Source organism: Wujia chipingensis (assembly GCF_014337155.1).
Taxonomy (GTDB): Bacteria; Bacillota; Clostridia; order Lachnospirales; family Lachnospiraceae; genus Coprococcus_C; species Coprococcus_C hominis.
In genome coordinates this window covers 1,103,415-1,121,343 of sequence record NZ_CP060632.1, presented here as the reverse complement: position 1 = coordinate 1,121,343, position 17,929 = coordinate 1,103,415, and the positions used below count along the sequence as shown (strand labels likewise).

The following is a 17,929-nucleotide window of genomic DNA, read 5'->3' as shown; positions in this document are numbered from 1 at the left end:
ATCAAGAAATTCAAGCATTTTTTTGATATTTCTGATAATTTTTGTCACATTTATTCCGGCTGTTTTCCTATCTTCTTCCATATGGCAAAATCTTCTTTACCATCTCGATAAATTCCCGGTTATTCTTTGTTCTTGCGAACAACTTCAGGATTTCATCGGTAAATTCTTCCGACTTTGCAGAGGTCAGTGCCTTATGGATCATATTGACTGCCTCCTGCTCCTCTGGAGTCAAAAGCAGATCGTCACGTCTCGTACCAGACTTCGCAATATCGATTGCCGGGAAGATTCGTTTCTCGGATAATTTCCGGTCAAGCACCAGCTCCATGTTGCCAGTTCCCTTGAACTCCTCGAATACGACATCATCCATACGGCTTCCGGTCTCTACCAGTGCCGTTGCAAGAATTGTCAGGCTTCCGCCCTCACGCATATTACGTGCCGCACCGAAAAACCGCTTTGGCATATGCAGTGCTGCCGGGTCAAGACCACCAGACAACGTTCTTCCACTTGGTGGTACCGTCAGGTTGTATGCTCTTGCCAGTCTTGTGATACTGTCAAGCAGGATCACAACATCCTTGCCATGCTCGACCAGACGTTTTGCACGCTCGATTACCATCTCCGATACACGCTTATGGTGATCTGGAAGCTCATCAAATGTCGAATAGATAACCTCAACATTTTCACCCTCGATAGACTCGCGGATATCTGTCACTTCCTCTGGACGCTCATCGATCAAAAGCACGATCAGATGCATGTCCCGGTTTCTTGTGCTGATACTCTTTGCAATCGCTTTCAGCAGGGTTGTCTTACCTGCCTTTGGAGGCGATACGATCATACCTCTCTGTCCCTTTCCGATCGGAGAAAGCAGATCCACGATACGGATAGCGACCGGAGCACCTGTCTCGTCAAGTGAAATACGCTCATTCGGGAAAATCGGTGTCAGATCCTCGAATGGTTTCCGCTTTGCTGCGACCGATGGCAGCATACCATTCACATGACGGATAAACAAGAGTGCCGAGAACTTCTCGCCTTGTGTCTTGTTCCGCACCGGACCTCCGATGATATCACCTTTCTTCAAACAGAACTTCCGGATCTGTACCGGCGATACATAGATATCACGATCACCTGGCAGATAGTTTGCACTACGGATAAATCCATAGCCCTCAGTCATAACTTCCAGAATACCATTTGCCTCCGAACCACTGTCTAGCTTCGGATTGTATTCCTGTCCGTCAAATACCTGAATCTCCGCTTCTGTCTCGCCTTCCTCCGGCTCAATGTTCCGAAGCTCCTGATAATTTTCTGCCGGATTCTTTATGCGGTTCGCCTGTCGTGTATCCGGACGTACTTTTGCCATTTCCTGGTTTTTGCGCTCCGTAGCTTTCTTCTGCTCGGCTTCTTTTTTCTTCGCTGCCATCATCTTCTCCATATTTTCCAGAAGCTCGGCAAGCTCGGCTTTTTTGAGTGTTGAAATATTGCGGATTCCTTTTTCTTTCGCATACTCCCGCAACTCAGCCAAAGACATTTTTCTAAATTCCATGCGTGTCTCCTTTTTCAAATAACCTACTTTTATGTTGCATTTTGTACTTAACTATTTGTATTCTCTAATTCTGGGGCATCTCACTGAATAATGAAGTGATACTTTATACCTTTAGAAAGATTATATTTATCTTAGCACACTTAATGAAACTCGTAAACCTTTAATTTTGCTTTTTTTCTTGATTTTTGCTTTCTGGTAGCGTAAAGTAAAAAGGACACAATAGGAGGAACGTATCATGGAAGGGTTATTACTATACAAACTGATGATTTTATATATGCTGGATCGGACCGATTATACGATGACGAACTCTCTGATCTCGGGCTTTATTGTTGGAAAAGATTACACGAGTGTGTTCAATCTGCACGAGTCCTTAAGCGAGCTGATCAACGATGAGTTCATCTCCACGGACACAATCCGCGACACGATTCATTATAAGATCACAAGCTCCGGCGAGGAGGCACTCTCCTATTTTGAGAACCGTCTGCCTTACGCCATCAAGGAAGATATCTTAGAATATCTCAAGGCAGAGCGTATCAACGTAAAAAAAGAGTCCGAAATCTATGCGGACTACTTTTACAACGATTCGAACTGGTACACCGTACAGTGCATCATCAAAGATCGAAAGGAAACCTTGATCGATCTGAAATTCGATGTCCCAACAAAATCACAAGCCGAAACCATTTGCAACAACTGGCGCAGCAAAAGTTCCGGCATTTATGAATATCTTGTCAATCAACTGTGGATGTCTGAATAGAATCCTCAATCAAGTTCCAAATCTCCTCTTTCCCCTGTTTTGATACAGCGGAGAAGGGAATTATTTTTGTCTCTTTTCCACATCCCAGTGTCTCTCGAATCACTTTTATGTTCTTGTCTTTCTGACTCCGCTTGATCTTGTCCAGCTTCGTCGCAATGATAACCGGCTCATATCCATTTGCCACGATCCAGTTATACATCGTTACATCATTTTCTCCCGGTGCATGCCGGATATCAACCAAAAGCAATACTGCCTTTAACTGTGTCGACGCATGCAGATACCGTTCAATCATCTTGCCCCATTTGTTACGGATTTCCTGCGATACTTTCGCATAGCCATAACCGGGCAGATCAACAAAATACAGATTCTTGTTGATATTGTAGAAGTTGATCGTCTGTGTCTTTCCGGGCGATGCCGAAGTCCTCGCCAGCGATTTCCGGTTCAATAAACCGTTGATCAGCGAAGACTTTCCAACATTTGATTTGCCCGCAAAAGCAATCTCCGGGAATGTATTTTCCGGCAATTTACTCGTAATGCCGCATACTGTTTCTAATTCTGCTGATTTGATAACCATTACGCGATTGAATCCTCTTGCTTTATACGCTTACGGGAAGCGTTTTTCTTCGTTCTTGGTTCGTCTGAGCGCTCAATGATCGGACCTGCAACGCCATCCACCATATCCTTTGTAATACGGCAGCTGACAACGGTATCATCAGAAGGAATCTCATACATCTGTTCCATGATCGTCTTCTCAATGATCGCACGCAGTCCTCTCGCACCGGTCTTTCTTGTCATAGCTTCCTTCGCAATCTCACGAAGTGCATCTTCATCAAAAATCAATTCGACACCGTCTAATTCAAACAGCTTCTTATACTGCTTGCAGATGGAGTTCTTTGGCTCTGACAAAATCTGTACCAACGCATCCTCATCCAGAAGATCCAACGTAACACTGACTGGCACACGTCCGATAAACTCTGGAATCAGACCATACTTTACAAAATCCTCTGGCAATACCTGCTTTAAAATCTCGCCAACCTTCTTGTCGGAAGAACGGTCTGCGATCTCTGCATTGAAACCGATGGATTTCTTACCGATACGGTTGTCAATAATCTTCTCCATACCTTCGAATGCACCACCACAGATAAAGAGAATATTCGTCGTATCAATCTGAATAAACTCCTGCTGTGGATGCTTTCTTCCACCCTGTGGTGGAACGGAAGCAACCGTGCCCTCGATGATCTTCAAAAGTGCCTGCTGTACACCTTCACCCGATACGTCTCGTGTGATAGATACATTCTCAGACTTCTTTGTAATCTTATCGATCTCATCAATATAGATAATACCATGCTGTGCACGCTCGATATCATAATCGGCTGCCTGAATCAGCTTCAATAAGATATTCTCTACATCTTCTCCGACATAACCAGCCTCAGTCAAAGCAGTTGCATCTGCGATTGCAAACGGAACATTTAAAAGCTTTGCCAGTGTCTGTGCCAGATATGTCTTACCGGAGCCCGTAGGTCCGATCATGATGATATTACTCTTCTGAAGCTCGACATCAAAATCCTTCTCTGCCAAAATACGCTTATAATGGTTGTATACGGCAACCGAAAGCACCTTCTTTGCCTGCTCCTGTCCAATCACGTAATCATCCAGAAATTCTTTGATTTCCTTCGGTTTCAAGAGATTGATTTCTGAATCGGAAGGCTCATTATCAAATTCATCCTGTATAATCTCAGAACAAATCTCAATACACTCATCACAGATATATACATTCGGTCCTGCAATCAGCTTGCGCACCTGTTCCTGTGATTTGTTACAGAACGAACATCTCACTTTTTTCTTATCGTCTGAACGATTTGCCATTCTAATTATCTCCTAACTCATGTGAAGCTTTTTGATTAAACTTCCTTACAATTCTCGCCAAGGAATTCGAGTGCCTTTCTGGAAGCGATATCCTTCTTGATATTCTCCAGCTCTGGTGCACCGATCATATCTTTCAGTTCCTCTGGCTTCATCTGGTACTGTGTAGCCATATCCTGGATCTCAGCATCTACATCGTCATCACTTGCAACGATATTCTCAGCAGCTGCAACTGCTTCAAGAACAAGGCTTGTCTTGATTCTTGCGATTGCATCTGGCTTTACACGCTCTAAGAACTCTTCCTTTGTTGTTCCCATGAGCTGGAGATACTGCTCCATCTGAAGTCCCTGATACATCATTCTCTGAGACATCTCATTCATGATTCTTTCCTGGTTGTACTTAATCATTGCCTCTGGAATCTCAACCTCAGCTGCCTCAGCGATCTTCTCAACTACCTTAGACTGCTTCTCGCGCTTTGCCTGCTCTTCCTTCTTTACTTCCAATGTCTTCTTCTTGTCTTCCTTGTACTCAGCAAATGTCTCAAAAGAAGAAACATCACTTGCGAACTCGTCATCAAGCTCTGGAAGCTCCAGAGTAGAAATTGCAAGAAGCTCTACCTTAAATACAGCTGGCTTACCCTTCAGATCTTCTACATGATACTCTTCTGGGAATGTTACGTTTACATCGAACTTATCGCCAATATTCTTGCCAACGATCTGATCCTCAAATGTATCAATGAAGGAGTGTGAACCAAGTGTAAGCTTGTAGTTCTCGCCCTTTCCACCTTCGAATGCAACATCATCTACAAAGCCTTCGAAATTGATTGTAACTTCATCATCCATCTGTGCAGCTCTGTCTGTTACATCGATCTTTCTTCCGTTTTCCTTCTGATCCTTCAGGATCTCTGCCATAACGTCTTCGTCTGTTACTGTTGTATCGATCTTCTCGATCTCAACACCCTTGTAATCACCAATCTTGATTTCTGGCTTTACAGCTACAGTTGCTGTAAAGATGAAATCCTTACCCTTCTCGATCTGTGTTACATCGATCTCTGGGTTTGAAGTGATCTCTTCCTCACAGTTCTCGAGTTCCTTTGGATAATACTCATTTATAAGCTGATTTGCAGCATCTTCATAAAAGATAGCAGCACCGTACATTTTCTCGATGAATGCCTGTGGTACTTTTCCCTTACGGAATCCAGGTACAGAGAATTTACTCTTCTGCTTGTTGTATGCAGAAGTGATTGCCTTTGTAAACTCCTCAGCTGGTACTGTAATTGTTAATTTTGCCATGCTTCCGTCTAATTTTTCTACTGCTAAACTCATTTGTTTTTTTCCTCCTTAACTTGCAACGCCTACTATCCATTGTAAGCACTATTCTCTGCATTATATCATAAGATTTTTCGCAAGTCTATATATTTGCTCAAAAAAAGAGCTTGTTTCTATATCTTATGCAATAATGTTTCCCATTATCACCGATATAGAAACAAACTCCCTTACATGGTCTTACTTAGCGCATATCCATCTGGTCAGATTGATTACTTACCAGACATCTGCTGCTCCTGCTTCTTGATCATCTGTCTGACCATCTCGCCACCGATTGAACCGCTCTCACGGGAAGTAAGATCTCCGTTGTAACCCTGCTTCAGGTTTACACCGAGCTCGTTTGCTACTTCCATCTTGAACTTGTTCATAGCTTCCTTAGCCTCTGGTACGCTTGTTGTGTTGTTTGAGTTCTTCATAATTATCTACCTCCATACTTTTAAATTAAGACATGTTTGTCTTACTCTTATTATGTTCGGTATGCGAAGAACTATAACTGTTAATTTTTAGAAACTTTTTCTCTTTTTGATCGTAACTACGATTCCTGCACCTGCAAATACGATTGCACATACAAGCAATACAATTGGTGTTGCATCACCCGTCTGCGGAGAACCAGTCGCTCCCATATATGTATACTTCACTGGGTTCTTTGACGTGTTCTGTCCACCGTTTGCTCCGTTACCACCCGGTGTCACATTTGCATTCGGTGCCTTTGGTCCCTCCGTTGTACCCGGTTGCTCTGTCGTACCTGGATTTTCCGTTGTGCCAGGATCTTCCGTTGTATCATCACGCTTTGTCGAATAGAACCATGCGAGAATGACCATATCCTTTGTGACATTTGTATAATCCTGATCCCAGCCTTCAAAGGTGTATGTGTAATCCTTGGTTGGTGTCTTCGTCGGTGTTCCCTCTGGTGGTGTTGCAGAAGCACCCTCTTCTACAGTCTCTGTCTTCAGGATATTTCCATCGCCGTCCTTCCATACAACCGTGTAAGTCTTCGGCTGTGTCACACGATACAGTGCGTAGGTCGAGAAACGGTCTGTGTTGATGATCACATAATCATGCGTCAGTGTAACCTCACTTGCATCTGTCCAGCTCTTGAACAAATAATCCGTTCCCTCTGCATGCAGCGATGCTACCTTGATGTTCTCACCTGCCAGATCCTCCAATGGGAAGGAGATCGTCACGGGCTCATACAGTCTTGTCAGATTCTGTGAATACTCTAAATTTCCAAACTCATTATATACATTTTTCACGATGTATAATCTTATATAACGAACAATTTCTGTCCGGCTGCCAAGCTTATCTGCGAAGATTCCCTGCTCTTCGGATGTCACATCGCTTACCTTGATGTAGCTTGCATGCAAAGCAATATCGATCCGGCCACCATTTTGAACGATTCGAAGATCATCATCCGTTACATTTCCCTTGTAGTAGCTGTTGTTGTAGATCTTATCCAGACCATCCACAGCAATCTCTACATCGCCATCATCCAAAATCACATCCGTAGACAGACCGGAAAGTACAAAGTTGATTCCTCCGGTTGTCGAATAGGTCTCTGGATAGGTGATCATGCCATCGGCAACTGTCACGGATGCCTCTTTCGTCAGAGTACCGTTTGTTGCAACGATACGATACGTTCCATCGGATACACCGGTGAACATATACCGTGTATTGTCTGCGCTTGTTACAACCTCACCGCCGACAATCGTATTGCCACGGTACAGGTTAATGTAGATTGGCTTATCCTTCACATCATCTGGCAGTGAATCGTTATAAGCTGCCGTACCGTAGATCGTAGTCGTCGAATTGCCAGACAGCGTCTTAAAGCTTCCTTCGATCACACGCTCCTCAGAAGAATTCAGTGTCGCTGCATGTACACGGTAATTATATACCGTATCTGGTGTCAGCTTGCTGAAATTGTAGATCATCTCAATTCCGCTTGCAGTATCTGTCTTATTGACAAGTACGGTATCGTAGCTTGTCTCAGTCGCTTTCTTATACTCGATATAGCACAGGCTCTTTGACAATGGGTTTGTTCCCTGAATTACCTGCGCCTCGATATGTGCTGTTGTATTTGTGATTGCTGTTACCGGTGTTACTTCCAGTCCAAGCGGCTCAAAGCTTACCTCTGCGGACTTGTTGCCTGCATTATCATAAGCAACAATCGTGTAAGTTGCACTGCCATCTGCCTTGAAGCTTCCCTTTGCCACACCATCTGTATCTGTTACCGATACAGCGTTGCCATTTACGAGTACCCGGTCAGTATCTACACCACTGATCAAATCAATTGCCTGGAAGTTGATTGTTACATCTCCATTTGCATCAACCACAGAATCTGTGATCGTCACAGCCGGTCCATCAATATCAACCTTTGCATCCTCAGAAGCAGTATCACTCTGACAGCCCGCCTCGCTGACTGCCCACGCTTCCACTGTCACATCACCCTGTCCGTCCAGCGCAAATGTATAACTCTCTCCGGTAAAACTATCCTGTGATTCATGCTTTCCACTTGCGTCTGTATAAATCACTTTATAATATGTCTTGACCGGAACCTTATCACTTGTTTCCGTTGTTGACTTGATTGTTACCTTCGGCTTATCCTCGATCAACCAGCCTGCATTTCCAATCGCACCATTATCGCCCTTCGCGATTGATACGCTTGGCTTGTCTGGTCTCTCCGAAGAAATATGACTGTAGGTTACCTGCTCGGTAGACTGATTACCTGCAATATCCGTTACAACTAAGATATAGGTTCCACTCTCTGTTACATCATAGCTTTCTGTCCAGCTCTTCGCGCCAGCGGCAGACCATGTCTGGATCGGCTCACTGCCTGTGCTGTCCTTGTACAGTGCGATGCTGTCAATACCACTTTCCAGCTCACCCTCTGTCGCATCCATCGTAATCGTGACATCGGACTGGAACTGCGTCTGGCTTTCTCCATCATCAGACAATGTCACTGCCGGTTTGATGCCATCGAAGAGGAATGGACCCTGCTTCTCTACATCTACCGTATTGCCTGCATTATCCTTTACCACTGCCGAGATATAATACTCACCCGGTGTGTAATTATTTGATGCACCACCTGTAATGATCTGGTGGAAGGTATAATCTGTAATCTTTGCATTCTTTGTCGCATTGGCACCATACGCAGATGTCGTAGCTGTCACAGTTGTACTTGGTGTCTCAACACTCCATGTCACTTCATCCAGTCCACTGTCGATATCCGTTGCTGCGATTGCTGCATCCAATGTATTGTACCACTTATCTGTCAGCGCAGCCTCTCCATTTCCCTGTACGCTCAGCGCAGCAGTTGGAGGGGTTCCTTCAACCATCCACTCATAATATTTATCTGTCAGACTTGCATCAGTGTTCGTTGTATAACATACCAGCTTTGTATGTGCAGACTCCTTCTGCTTTGTATCGGTTGCCCATACAACCAGCTGTCCGGCATAGCCGCTTCCTACCAGAAGTGTTGCCTCATACAGACCATTTCCCTTCGATACCATCTTTGTCTGCATCGTCGTGGTCGGAACGGTACTTGCGTCCTCACCTGCGAAATAATAATGCAGGTAATCACAAGGGCTTTCGTCTGAACGGTATGTAACTGTCAGTGTCATACCTGTGACATTGTTCTGCGAATGATAATATGTACCAAACCCAAGCTGATTTACAAAGCCGGTCGGTTCCACTGTATGGCTTACATAAACCGGAATCTTTGTATCTACAATGATCGTCTCCTTCACTGTGTAGATTGTAGAGATTGCATTGGTTGTCGAATTGTACAACTGGAACCGGATGTTCGTGTAAGTACCATCTGCCGTAATACCTGCGGACTGGTTCTTGAACAACGCTTTTGCCTGTGCACGTGTCATCGTGTCGGAAATATCAACCTCGCCATCACTCAGGATTCGAACCATATCATATCCGTTCGTTGCCACGATCGTATAACTTGGATAATATCCACCAACCGCAGTCTCCTTGATGGAGAAATATCCATCGGAGCTTTCTCTTGTCACCGAGAATTTCGGTGGATTTGCAACAACTACTTCATAGTTTCCGTTGCTTGCAAAGGTTGGACGGATATAGTAATACGCATTTGCCGGGCTGCTATAAATCTTGCGGTTTGTCTCCCATGCATCCTTGTTATTCAGTCCAAGATATCTTGTCATAAATGTATTCGGATCTGCCGCATATGCATTCTGCTCTTCATTGTTATTTCCCTGTGCAATATTATCTGGATTCGTAATCGTCAGTGTACATTCCGGACTATCCTGTCCAAACAATACAGAATCCACATCATATGCAACCTCCACGTTCAAGGTACGCTTCGTTACAGTAGCTGCGTTTGCCACATCGAGGTGTCCCTCTTCTACATTCAGCAATTCATAGCAGTTTGCATTATTTCCAGATAATCTTGGTGATGTCAGACGGATCGTCTTTCCAGTTCCGACATCCTTGCCCTTCACACTTCCTGTATCAAGCATCTTTGCGGTTACATCGAACGTTACCTGAATCGCATCGTTTGTTATACAATCCGGTACACTGCCGTCCTGTGCTGTGACAGACGCTGTCGTCTGCACCTGGATAGTATCCGAATTATCATACACCTTCGTCAAAGTTCCTCCTGTGGAAGCATCCTTGACTTCTCCAATGATAACCGGAAGCTTTTCAACAGCAAACACAAGATTAAAGGTTGCTGTCTTACTTGTGTCATTCGTATCTGTCACCGTAAATGTATAGCTCTGTGCATCCGTTGTCACATTGTTCGGTGTACCTGTTATCGTATAAGAATTTGCCGATTCGTTTACAGAAAGTCCATAAGTACCAAGTCCGGTTGTAACCGCCTGCATACCATTTGTAAACTGGATGGACTCACTCTCTGCGCCATCTTTCTTGTACTTTGCTGTAATGACATGGTTCATAGCTGTACCGTACATGCCTGTCACAGCCGCATCACTGCCATCGACCTTATTGCCGTCGACATACAGCTCAATTTCCTTATATTTCCACTGACCGATCAGCTTAACCGGTGCAACATTCGTTGCATCTGTCAGTGCACCATTTTCTTTTACAAGTCCACTGTCAATCGTCGCAGCCATCGTTGCTGTCTGGGATGGATCAATAATCGTATCCGTGCCCTCGATCTTCCAGCCTGCGAAATAATATCCTTTATTCTGAATATAAGCACTCTCATCCAAAGTCATGATAGAGACTGTATCGCCATATGCAAAAGCTGCACTCTCAACAACTGCATCGGCTGACTCTACCGGATCAAGCACACCTACAACCGATGGATCATACAACTGGTATGTCAGCTTCATGTCCTTGATTGGCTCCCAGCCTGCCTTTACCGTAATCGTGTTCGTACGGACATCAGAAGATTTCACCTCGATACTCTGACCGATCATCTTGTCTCCAAGGCTGATATACTTATATCCTCTCTTATAGAAATGATAGGTATCGTCTGATCCCGGTACGGCAAATGTCATCACCTGTTCGACATTACCGGTATTTGTCTCATTTGTCGGTATTGTAACACTTGCGACGTCTCCCTGATCACCACAGTCAGAAAATGCAAGCGTATATGCGGTTCTTGTAATCTTTACAAATACCTGATATGTTCCATTTTCTGTCGTGGTCATCTGGTTGCCTGCGATCGGCGTTGTACACTGTGCATCGCTGTACAGATTTCTGTCTGTCGTAAAATATTTTGCATCCAGACCAAATCCCTGCAGAATTTCTGCATTATCGCTCATCAAAGTAATGGTAGAGTCTGCAACTGCACAAGCCTTTGAAAAACCGGCAATTGTCTGAGATGAGGTTGTATATGCATAGTATGTAACATTTGCTGTTTCTGCATCCGCCGTTCCGTCATCTGCGGCATCGGCATTTCCGTCTGCATCAAGCAACTGGATCGGATCATCCGCTCCATCCCCGCTGTTCATCACACTGGTTGCATCCGTAGCAGTGTTCGTGAGTGCTGCATTTGCATCATCACCATTATTTACAGCGGATGACGTCAGGAACAGCGACTGCGTGATCAGAAGTGCCACAACCATAATTGATGCGACCATCTTCTTGCCATTTCCGCGTCCCCAGCAGATGGCATGCGAGATTGCAGTTACAACCGCAACCAAAGCGAGCATCGGATAGACTAATATCCGGTGTTTCTTTCCGATATCCAATAATTTACTTACCAGCTTGTCTTTAAAGTTCATAGTTACACCTCTCTACCTTATAAACTCTCTATATCCTCGATACATTTTCCATAATAATTCAAGTCAAACTATACCTGTCCGCAATTATAATTCATTGTACCATACTGATATGTAAAATCAAATACTTTTTATAAAATTCCTACAAAATATTGGGGTTCATTTAGAAAAAATGACTTATTTTGTATCTTCGGGTGCTGGCCAAAGCTCCTACTGATACCACGACTGCTTCCAGAGCGGAACATATGAACCTTCATAAAACGATGACAGGTTCTGATTGAGATATGCGAGTTCCTTTTCATATTCGCTTCGGCTCATCCCTTTGTAATAAAAAGGTTGTTCCTCCACGATCGAAGGGTTACGGAATGCATCATACTCAGCCAAACTCTCATACTCAAGTTTTCTTGGAATGTCCTGTTCTTCTCCCATACAACTCCTCCTTCCATCCTTACCTTATAGTTAAGATGATAAGAGGTTTGCATGGGATTTTCAAGACATTTTGTAAAATGCAACAAATACGCGCATTTTGTGGATATTGTGGATAACTATTCCGGATAAACAAGTCTCTCTTCCGAAATATTCTCCAATACTTCCGTCAGATACTTCTTGCTCAGATATTTCGCCATCGGCAGGTTCATATCGAGATAATTTCCGCAATCCCGCGCACACGCGCCCGGTACATCGCCCTCGAACTCGCTCATAAATGTATACAGTTCCTTCAGCAACGGCACGATATCCTTCGATTCATACTCGCCTGCCAAGATCAGATAAAAGCCTGTCCGGCATCCCATCGGTCCAAAATAAATAATCTTCTCTCCGTATTCCTTATGATTCCGGAGAAAAGTTGCTGCCAGATGCTCAATCGTATGCACCTCTGCTGTATTCATCACCGGCTCATAATTCGGTCTGGTCATACGCAGATCAAATGTTGTAATCACATTTCCGCCGACGTTATCCTTTCTTGACACATACACACCCGGCAACAAATTCAAATGGTTCACTGTAAAGCTTGCTATTTTCTCCATGATTTTACCTGCTTTCTTATTGATTCTATATTCGACATGTGATTCTATTTATACATGGAATCACATATGAGATTAACTCTTATTCTATGCATTCGCATATCCTGCAACGATTGCCTGCACGAGCTTTACGCTGTGCGCGATTGCCTTCGCCTCAAAGGTTGGATAATCCTCCGTCGCACTGTCATCCGCCTTATCTGAGATCGCTCGGATAATCAGAAACGGAATCTGATTCAGGTAAGCAGCCTGTGCGATCGCTGCACCTTCCATCTCAGTACAATCGCCTGCAAATGTATTCAGGATAAATTCTTTCTTCGCCTTATCAGAAATAAACTGATCGCCACTGACCACGCGTCCTTCAAATACATGAATATCCGGATTCACGCGCTCGCAGCACTCCTTCGCCAGCTTTCGCAGCTTCTCATCTGCAATAAATGTCGATGTCTCCATCCGAGGAATCACGCCCGGCTCATATCCAAAGCCTGTCGCATCCATATCATGCTGCAGTGCATCAGTCGAAAGCACAATATCGCCGATATCAATCTTCGCATTTAAGCTTCCTGCAATTCCTGTGTTGATCACAGCATCCACATGATACAGATCACACAGAATCTGTGTGCAGATTCCCGCATTGACCTTTCCGATTCCAGAGCGGACAACGACAACCTCTTTGCCATTCATCGTTCCCTTATAGAATTCCATAGAAGCCTTTGTCTCGACTGTGACATCCTGCATAGTTTCCTTTAATTTTGCAACTTCTTCATCCATTGCGCCGATAATTCCGAGCATTTTTGTTCCTCCTTAATTCCAATATAATTGCAAAATGGATATTTCTATCTTCCATATTTATATTTGAAATCCAATTCTATGCGATGTATTGAAACTACGAATTACTAAATGTTCTGGCACACATTATCTCGTCACACGAAACCGCCGCCAATTCGCCATCCGTGGCTCAATGGCGGCTTGATTGAACATCGTGTTCAATCATTTCTGCTTATCTTCCAGAACATTAAGTAATTCTAAGTTCCAAACATATGCATATTCTTGAATTTCAAATTATAAATATGGAAATATGCATGTCCCGTTTTGCAATTATATATTTTCTTCCTCTTACTAAAAATGCGCGAGAGATTCTCTTGCATTTTCTATCTTATTACATAAACTTTCGTAGATTGTTGTGATTCCGGTATCGTCGTAAGCGGCTTCCGGCAGGTCCGCAACATAGAATTCGTTCAGAATATACATCGCCAATTCCTGAAGCTTCTCGCCACGGCCACTCTGCTTATGTTCCACCATCTTCTGTCCGGCTGTGCGGATCAATGCATGCCACACCGTGACAAATTCCCGGTTCTTCTCCGGGCATCGCAAGCATGTCCACTTTTTCACCTTGATCTTCGCAAGGTTCTTCTTGGCACATTCGCCTGTCTGCAAGAAATAAGAGAAATCTCCCTTGTCATCATAGACTCTTCCAAGCGGGAACAGCCGACAGATTCCCGGTCGCACATCATGAATCCGGCACCGCCCATCTGCATCAAGATAAGCACATCGTTCCTGTTCTTTCATGCTGAGATTCGGCAAGATCAAGCCATCCACGATATTCAGCTCCACATTTCCGGTTGCAAGGAGCTGTTCGAATGTCAGCTTCGCTCCCTCCGAGAAATTCTTCAACAGCCAGATATCATACGGATCCAAGATGATAGAATTTCCCATGCCTGTACAGCATTTGAAACAGCCATCACACCCAGCCGTATCCGCTTTCACCATATCATTTTCTCTATATGTCCGTCCATCGGATATCTCTTCCAGACTACATTCGCGTATCATAGGTAACTCCTTTTTCTGTAACTTTTTCCACGTAACGATAATAGCAGAATTATTTGCGTAATACAAGAGGATACCTTTCGTGAGGTATCCTCTTTGTGTTTTTACTACTCTTATTTGGTGCTTATGTAATTCAAAAAACCCACAATCACTAGCAAAAGAGTCAAAATCTCCATCGTGTTCATACGACCATTCTCCTTTCTTCTTATTTTGGAAGGATGCTTCCTTTTATATCTGTGTATAGATTTCAAAGCTCCCTTCTAAATATAGAATGTCTTGTTTTTTATTTTTTTTATAATTTCGCAAAATTTTTTTCTATAAAAAAGATTCACTGCATACGGGAGGATATACAGTGAACCTTTTTATTATCATATTAAATTATTCCTCTATTTCAGCGCCTCCCGCGCCTCCCAAATCAATATATACTATATCATTTTGATTGTATTCTGTATCAATTTCGAAGGTACCTGCCTTTTTAATCAATGAAAATAAAAGATTATCCATTTTTGCTGTTGGTTCTTTCAAAACCCACTGTTGATTCGCATAATCGAATTCCGCCCTTACCCAATTCTGATGTATTTGTCCATCATTTGGATATTTCCACAAAACACTATATTCAAACGAGTCATATGTATTCGTGATAGAAGTTACTCCCATTTGCATAACATTGTATGCATCATAGACGCCAATAAAATTCATTATATCCCTACCCGTAAATTCCGGTTCCACTTTATACTCAAATTCCGTATAATTTTTCTGAGTGTTTTCCTCATCTTTTAAATCTGCATAATATTTCTTTTGACTATAGCAATAATCCCATTTCACGTCAGTCTGACGAGAGCCTAAAATCGGAACTTTCAATGTAACCTGAACATTTGTCAGATATCCAATCCCCAGATCAATATCTGCTATTGCTGAAAATTCATTGAATTTTTCATAAAAAACAGATGTGATTTCAATCTGCTGCTCTGACTCAATATATATATCATTTATGTGATCGTTATCGTCTAGTACACTTCCCGATGATCCTACCAAAAAATTTGTTATATTACTGCCATCGGAATATTTATGCTCAATATATGAAAAATATGCGACACCAAAAATCACTACACATAATACACATATTACCATGCCCAACAGTATCCTTTTTATTATCTTTCCTGCCGTTGCCTGCGCGCTCCCACAATTCGGACAAACAGGCTGTCCTTTTTCTATATAATTCCCACAATTTTTACAATACACGTTATCACCATTCCTCTCATCCAAATGCAATCTTATTCATTTTCACTTGGCAAAACACCATTGTCCGCCTCACCTGATACGCCATCTGCATTCGTCCCTTTCGGCACATATGTTTTATTCAAATACAGATCACATAAGCCTACGGAGAAATCTTCTGTATAAGTCAAATGTCCACCATTCATAAAATTAACCACAAATACGCCTACTGAGACCTGATTTCTTCCAGATATATCTAAGTTGATTTCAAGCGGCATATCTCCACCCCGAATCCAATCGGATTTATATAAGATATCATCATCTCCTAAAACGAAGAACTGTGCTCCAAAATTATCTGCGGTACAATCTTTCGAATCGAAGTCTATTGCAAATAATCCAGTAAGTGTATCATAATTTCCATCAATATTGTAAATGGTCTTATATCTATAATCTTTTAAATCTCCAATTCCCATATTATCCTCAACACTTACTTTTTTGCCTGCATAACCGGAATTTCCTGTATTGGTCTTATCTCCGGTTGACCAGTTCTTTACAGACACATATTCTCCTGTCGTTTCAGCAAAAGAATCCAGAGAAAATAAATTTACCGGTGTAAACTCCTCTACACGAGCTTCCTGTGCCTTTAACTCTTCATCATCTTTTATACGTCCCAATGCAGGATTTAATACTTTCTTTGCATTTTGGTAGTCTCCATTGCTCAAATACTGTTCAGATTCTGCAACAACCTTGTTTACCCATTCATTTTCAAGCTCAGCTATTTTTACAGTGTATGTCTCATCCTTAAAATAATCATACAACTCATTGTAATCTATGATTGCTGTTTGATAGTCTCCATCCGACACGCACTTTTCAATCTGCGCTTCTACATTCTGCTTGTACTGACTTTCTGTATCCGCAATCCAAGTATCCGCACTGCCATCATCATATACATCCTTCGAATCTTTATATGCAGAAATTGCTTTTGCATATTTATCCTCAGAAATATATGTCTCGCCTAATTTATGTACCTCTTCCAAATACTTATTACCATCATCTACAATCGCCTGCTGTGCCTTTTCATAATTCGTATCTTCTGCAATTACATCTGCATAGCTCTTGATTGACAACTTGTAGTTATTTACATTACTTGCATTTTGCGCTGATGCGAACGCATCCTTTGAATTTTTGAGATTATCCAGTAGTGCTTGCTCTTCATCAATTTTTGTTTTCATTTCTGAATCTGCATTATTATACATAGAACTTAATTCTGAAGATGCTTCATCATAGGAAATATCTCCATTATTGTACTGCTTCACGACATTCGTAATTTCCTTGGAAAACTGTTCCTGACTTTTTGTACAACCGCATAAAATGATGGCACACATAACCAATAAAAATATTTTTATTTTTTTCATTTTAGTCTGCTCCCCTTGTTTATTATTTTATAAAAATTTTAGCATATTGTGATTATATTCACAATATGCTATTTTTAGCAATTTAGATATACTCTATAAAAAAGGAAAGGTTGATTCTTTTGATAGACTATTCTCCGCTTTGGGTTACCATGGAGCAAAAGAACATAAGTCAATATAAACTTTTAAAATCCGGAATTGATAATCGAACTTTAGATAGTTTGAAAAAAGGCAAAAATATTACAATGTTAACCCTGAATAAATTATGTAATATTTTAGAATGTACTCCAAATGATATCGTTACATTCAAATAAACAACCAATACGTCAAATTATTGGTTGTTTATTTTTTCAGCTAGTTTTCTCTCCGCAACCTTACGATAAGCTTCCGGGATGGTTTTTCTTGCTTGCTTTTCTCTTCCTGCACCCACGCCGTGGGTTTTTCCGCTTGCCACTTTCTCTCCACGCCCACTTTTCTCCCCGCAACCCAACAATAAGCTTCCAGGGTGGGCTTTCTCGCTTGCTTCTCTCTTCCTACGCCCACGTCGTGGGTTTTTCCGCTTGCCAATTTCTCTCCACGCCCACTTTGAGTCAACAAGCTTGCACAGAGACAAGATGGCGCTCTGCACATCTTGTCTCTGATTAGCGGTCGTCAAATGCACCGCATAAATGCGTGCATTTTCCTCGTCGCTATAACAAAAAACCACCGCATATCTTACGATACACGGTGGTTCTAAACTCTTATTTACTATTTACTTTT

At 42.5% G+C, this 17,929-nt stretch carries 15 protein-coding genes; 2 read left to right on the top strand and 13 right to left on the bottom strand.

Translation table 11 applies throughout. The features are described 5' to 3' along the window. Positions 1-67: 67 nt before the first annotated feature. Positions 68-1,537: a transcription termination factor Rho gene (gene rho, locus H9Q76_RS05325; protein ID WP_118734038.1), complete on the bottom strand. Its 1,470-nt coding sequence runs from the start codon at positions 1,535-1,537 to the stop codon at positions 68-70. Positions 1,538-1,772: 235 nt separating this feature from the next. On the opposite strand from rho, the gene H9Q76_RS05320 reads away from it, so the two are divergent. Beyond that, positions 1,773-2,291, top strand: a complete 519-nt coding sequence (locus H9Q76_RS05320; protein WP_021984260.1) for a DUF4364 family protein — start codon at positions 1,773-1,775, stop codon at positions 2,289-2,291. Here H9Q76_RS05320 and yihA read toward each other — a convergent pair. The 11 genes from yihA to H9Q76_RS05265 all read right to left on the bottom strand — a co-directional run bounded on the left by yihA (position 2,266) and on the right by H9Q76_RS05265 (position 17,173). Beyond that, positions 2,266-2,865 carry a ribosome biogenesis GTP-binding protein YihA/YsxC gene (yihA, locus tag H9Q76_RS05315; RefSeq protein ID WP_021984259.1) on the bottom strand — a complete coding sequence of 200 codons (600 nt, stop codon included), beginning with the start codon at positions 2,863-2,865 and terminating at the stop codon, positions 2,266-2,268. The two genes, H9Q76_RS05320 and yihA, sit on opposite strands and share 26 nt — an antisense overlap. Beyond that, on the bottom strand, positions 2,865-4,157 hold the full coding sequence (gene clpX / locus H9Q76_RS05310; protein WP_021984258.1) for an ATP-dependent Clp protease ATP-binding subunit ClpX: 1,293 nt from the start codon (positions 4,155-4,157) through the stop codon (positions 2,865-2,867). The genes yihA and clpX overlap by 1 nt, the downstream gene beginning before the upstream one ends. A 35-nt stretch (positions 4,158-4,192) precedes the next feature. Then, positions 4,193-5,479, bottom strand: a complete 1,287-nt coding sequence (tig, locus tag H9Q76_RS05305) for a trigger factor (protein WP_021984257.1) — start codon at positions 5,477-5,479, stop codon at positions 4,193-4,195. A gap of 212 nt (positions 5,480-5,691) precedes the next feature. Further along, the gene (locus tag H9Q76_RS05300; protein WP_117780736.1) at positions 5,692-5,895 is read right to left on the bottom strand and encodes an alpha/beta-type small acid-soluble spore protein; all 204 of its coding nucleotides are present in this window, start codon (positions 5,893-5,895) and stop codon (positions 5,692-5,694) included. Positions 5,896-5,982: 87 nt separating this feature from the next. Next, on the bottom strand, positions 5,983-11,697 hold the full coding sequence (locus tag H9Q76_RS05295) for a YDG domain-containing protein (protein ID WP_249321788.1): 5,715 nt from the start codon (positions 11,695-11,697) through the stop codon (positions 5,983-5,985). Positions 11,698-11,904: 207 nt separating this feature from the next. Continuing rightward, positions 11,905-12,123 carry a hypothetical protein gene (locus H9Q76_RS05290; protein ID WP_021984255.1) on the bottom strand — a complete coding sequence of 73 codons (219 nt, stop codon included), beginning with the start codon at positions 12,121-12,123 and terminating at the stop codon, positions 11,905-11,907. A 116-nt stretch (positions 12,124-12,239) separates the two neighbouring features. Continuing rightward, positions 12,240-12,719 (bottom strand): S-ribosylhomocysteine lyase, encoded by a 480-nt coding sequence (locus H9Q76_RS05285; RefSeq protein WP_021984254.1) that lies wholly within the window; start codon positions 12,717-12,719, stop codon positions 12,240-12,242. An 84-nt stretch (positions 12,720-12,803) separates the two neighbouring features. Beyond that, on the bottom strand, positions 12,804-13,505 hold the full coding sequence (locus H9Q76_RS05280) for a 5'-methylthioadenosine/adenosylhomocysteine nucleosidase (protein ID WP_118373677.1): 702 nt from the start codon (positions 13,503-13,505) through the stop codon (positions 12,804-12,806). 327 nt (positions 13,506-13,832) lie between these two features. Beyond that, a complete protein-coding gene (locus H9Q76_RS05275) occupies positions 13,833-14,543 on the bottom strand; it encodes a YkgJ family cysteine cluster protein (protein WP_249321787.1) in 711 nt (236 codons plus the stop codon). Positions 14,544-14,918: 375 nt separating this feature from the next. Then, a complete protein-coding gene (locus tag H9Q76_RS05270; protein WP_249321786.1) occupies positions 14,919-15,782 on the bottom strand; it encodes a zinc ribbon domain-containing protein in 864 nt (287 codons plus the stop codon). 32 nt (positions 15,783-15,814) lie between these two features. Further along, the gene (locus tag H9Q76_RS05265; protein ID WP_249321785.1) at positions 15,815-17,173 is read right to left on the bottom strand and encodes an NPCBM/NEW2 domain-containing protein; all 1,359 of its coding nucleotides are present in this window, start codon (positions 17,171-17,173) and stop codon (positions 15,815-15,817) included. A 149-nt stretch (positions 17,174-17,322) separates the two neighbouring features. Here H9Q76_RS05265 and H9Q76_RS13875 point away from each other — a divergent pair, with 149 nt between their 5' ends. Further along, the gene (locus tag H9Q76_RS13875; RefSeq protein ID WP_177986922.1) at positions 17,323-17,484 is read left to right on the top strand and encodes a helix-turn-helix domain-containing protein; all 162 of its coding nucleotides are present in this window, start codon (positions 17,323-17,325) and stop codon (positions 17,482-17,484) included. Positions 17,485-17,501: 17 nt separating this feature from the next. Here H9Q76_RS13875 and H9Q76_RS13770 read toward each other — a convergent pair whose 3' ends face one another. Then, a complete protein-coding gene (locus H9Q76_RS13770) occupies positions 17,502-17,624 on the bottom strand; it encodes a hypothetical protein (protein WP_283243530.1) in 123 nt (40 codons plus the stop codon). Positions 17,625-17,929: the final 305 nt, after the last annotated feature.

Coding starts and splice junctions, on each gene's coding strand:
- H9Q76_RS05300 (WP_117780736.1), bottom strand. CDS start 5,895: ATGAAGAACTCAAACAACACAACAAGCGTACCAGAGGCTAAGGAAGCT.
- yihA (WP_021984259.1), bottom strand. CDS start 2,865: ATGGTTATCAAATCAGCAGAATTAGAAACAGTATGCGGCATTACGAGT.
- rho (WP_118734038.1), bottom strand. CDS start 1,537: ATGGAATTTAGAAAAATGTCTTTGGCTGAGTTGCGGGAGTATGCGAAA.
- H9Q76_RS05280 (WP_118373677.1), bottom strand. CDS start 13,505: ATGCTCGGAATTATCGGCGCAATGGATGAAGAAGTTGCAAAATTAAAG.
- H9Q76_RS05275 (WP_249321787.1), bottom strand. CDS start 14,543: ATGATACGCGAATGTAGTCTGGAAGAGATATCCGATGGACGGACATAT.
- H9Q76_RS05320 (WP_021984260.1), top strand. CDS start 1,773: ATGGAAGGGTTATTACTATACAAACTGATGATTTTATATATGCTGGAT.
- H9Q76_RS05285 (WP_021984254.1), bottom strand. CDS start 12,719: ATGGAGAAAATAGCAAGCTTTACAGTGAACCATTTGAATTTGTTGCCG.
- H9Q76_RS05295 (WP_249321788.1), bottom strand. CDS start 11,697: ATGAACTTTAAAGACAAGCTGGTAAGTAAATTATTGGATATCGGAAAG.
- clpX (WP_021984258.1), bottom strand. CDS start 4,157: ATGGCAAATCGTTCAGACGATAAGAAAAAAGTGAGATGTTCGTTCTGT.
- H9Q76_RS05265 (WP_249321785.1), bottom strand. CDS start 17,173: ATGAAAAAAATAAAAATATTTTTATTGGTTATGTGTGCCATCATTTTA.
- H9Q76_RS13875 (WP_177986922.1), top strand. CDS start 17,323: ATGGAGCAAAAGAACATAAGTCAATATAAACTTTTAAAATCCGGAATT.
- H9Q76_RS05290 (WP_021984255.1), bottom strand. CDS start 12,123: ATGGGAGAAGAACAGGACATTCCAAGAAAACTTGAGTATGAGAGTTTG.
- tig (WP_021984257.1), bottom strand. CDS start 5,479: ATGAGTTTAGCAGTAGAAAAATTAGACGGAAGCATGGCAAAATTAACA.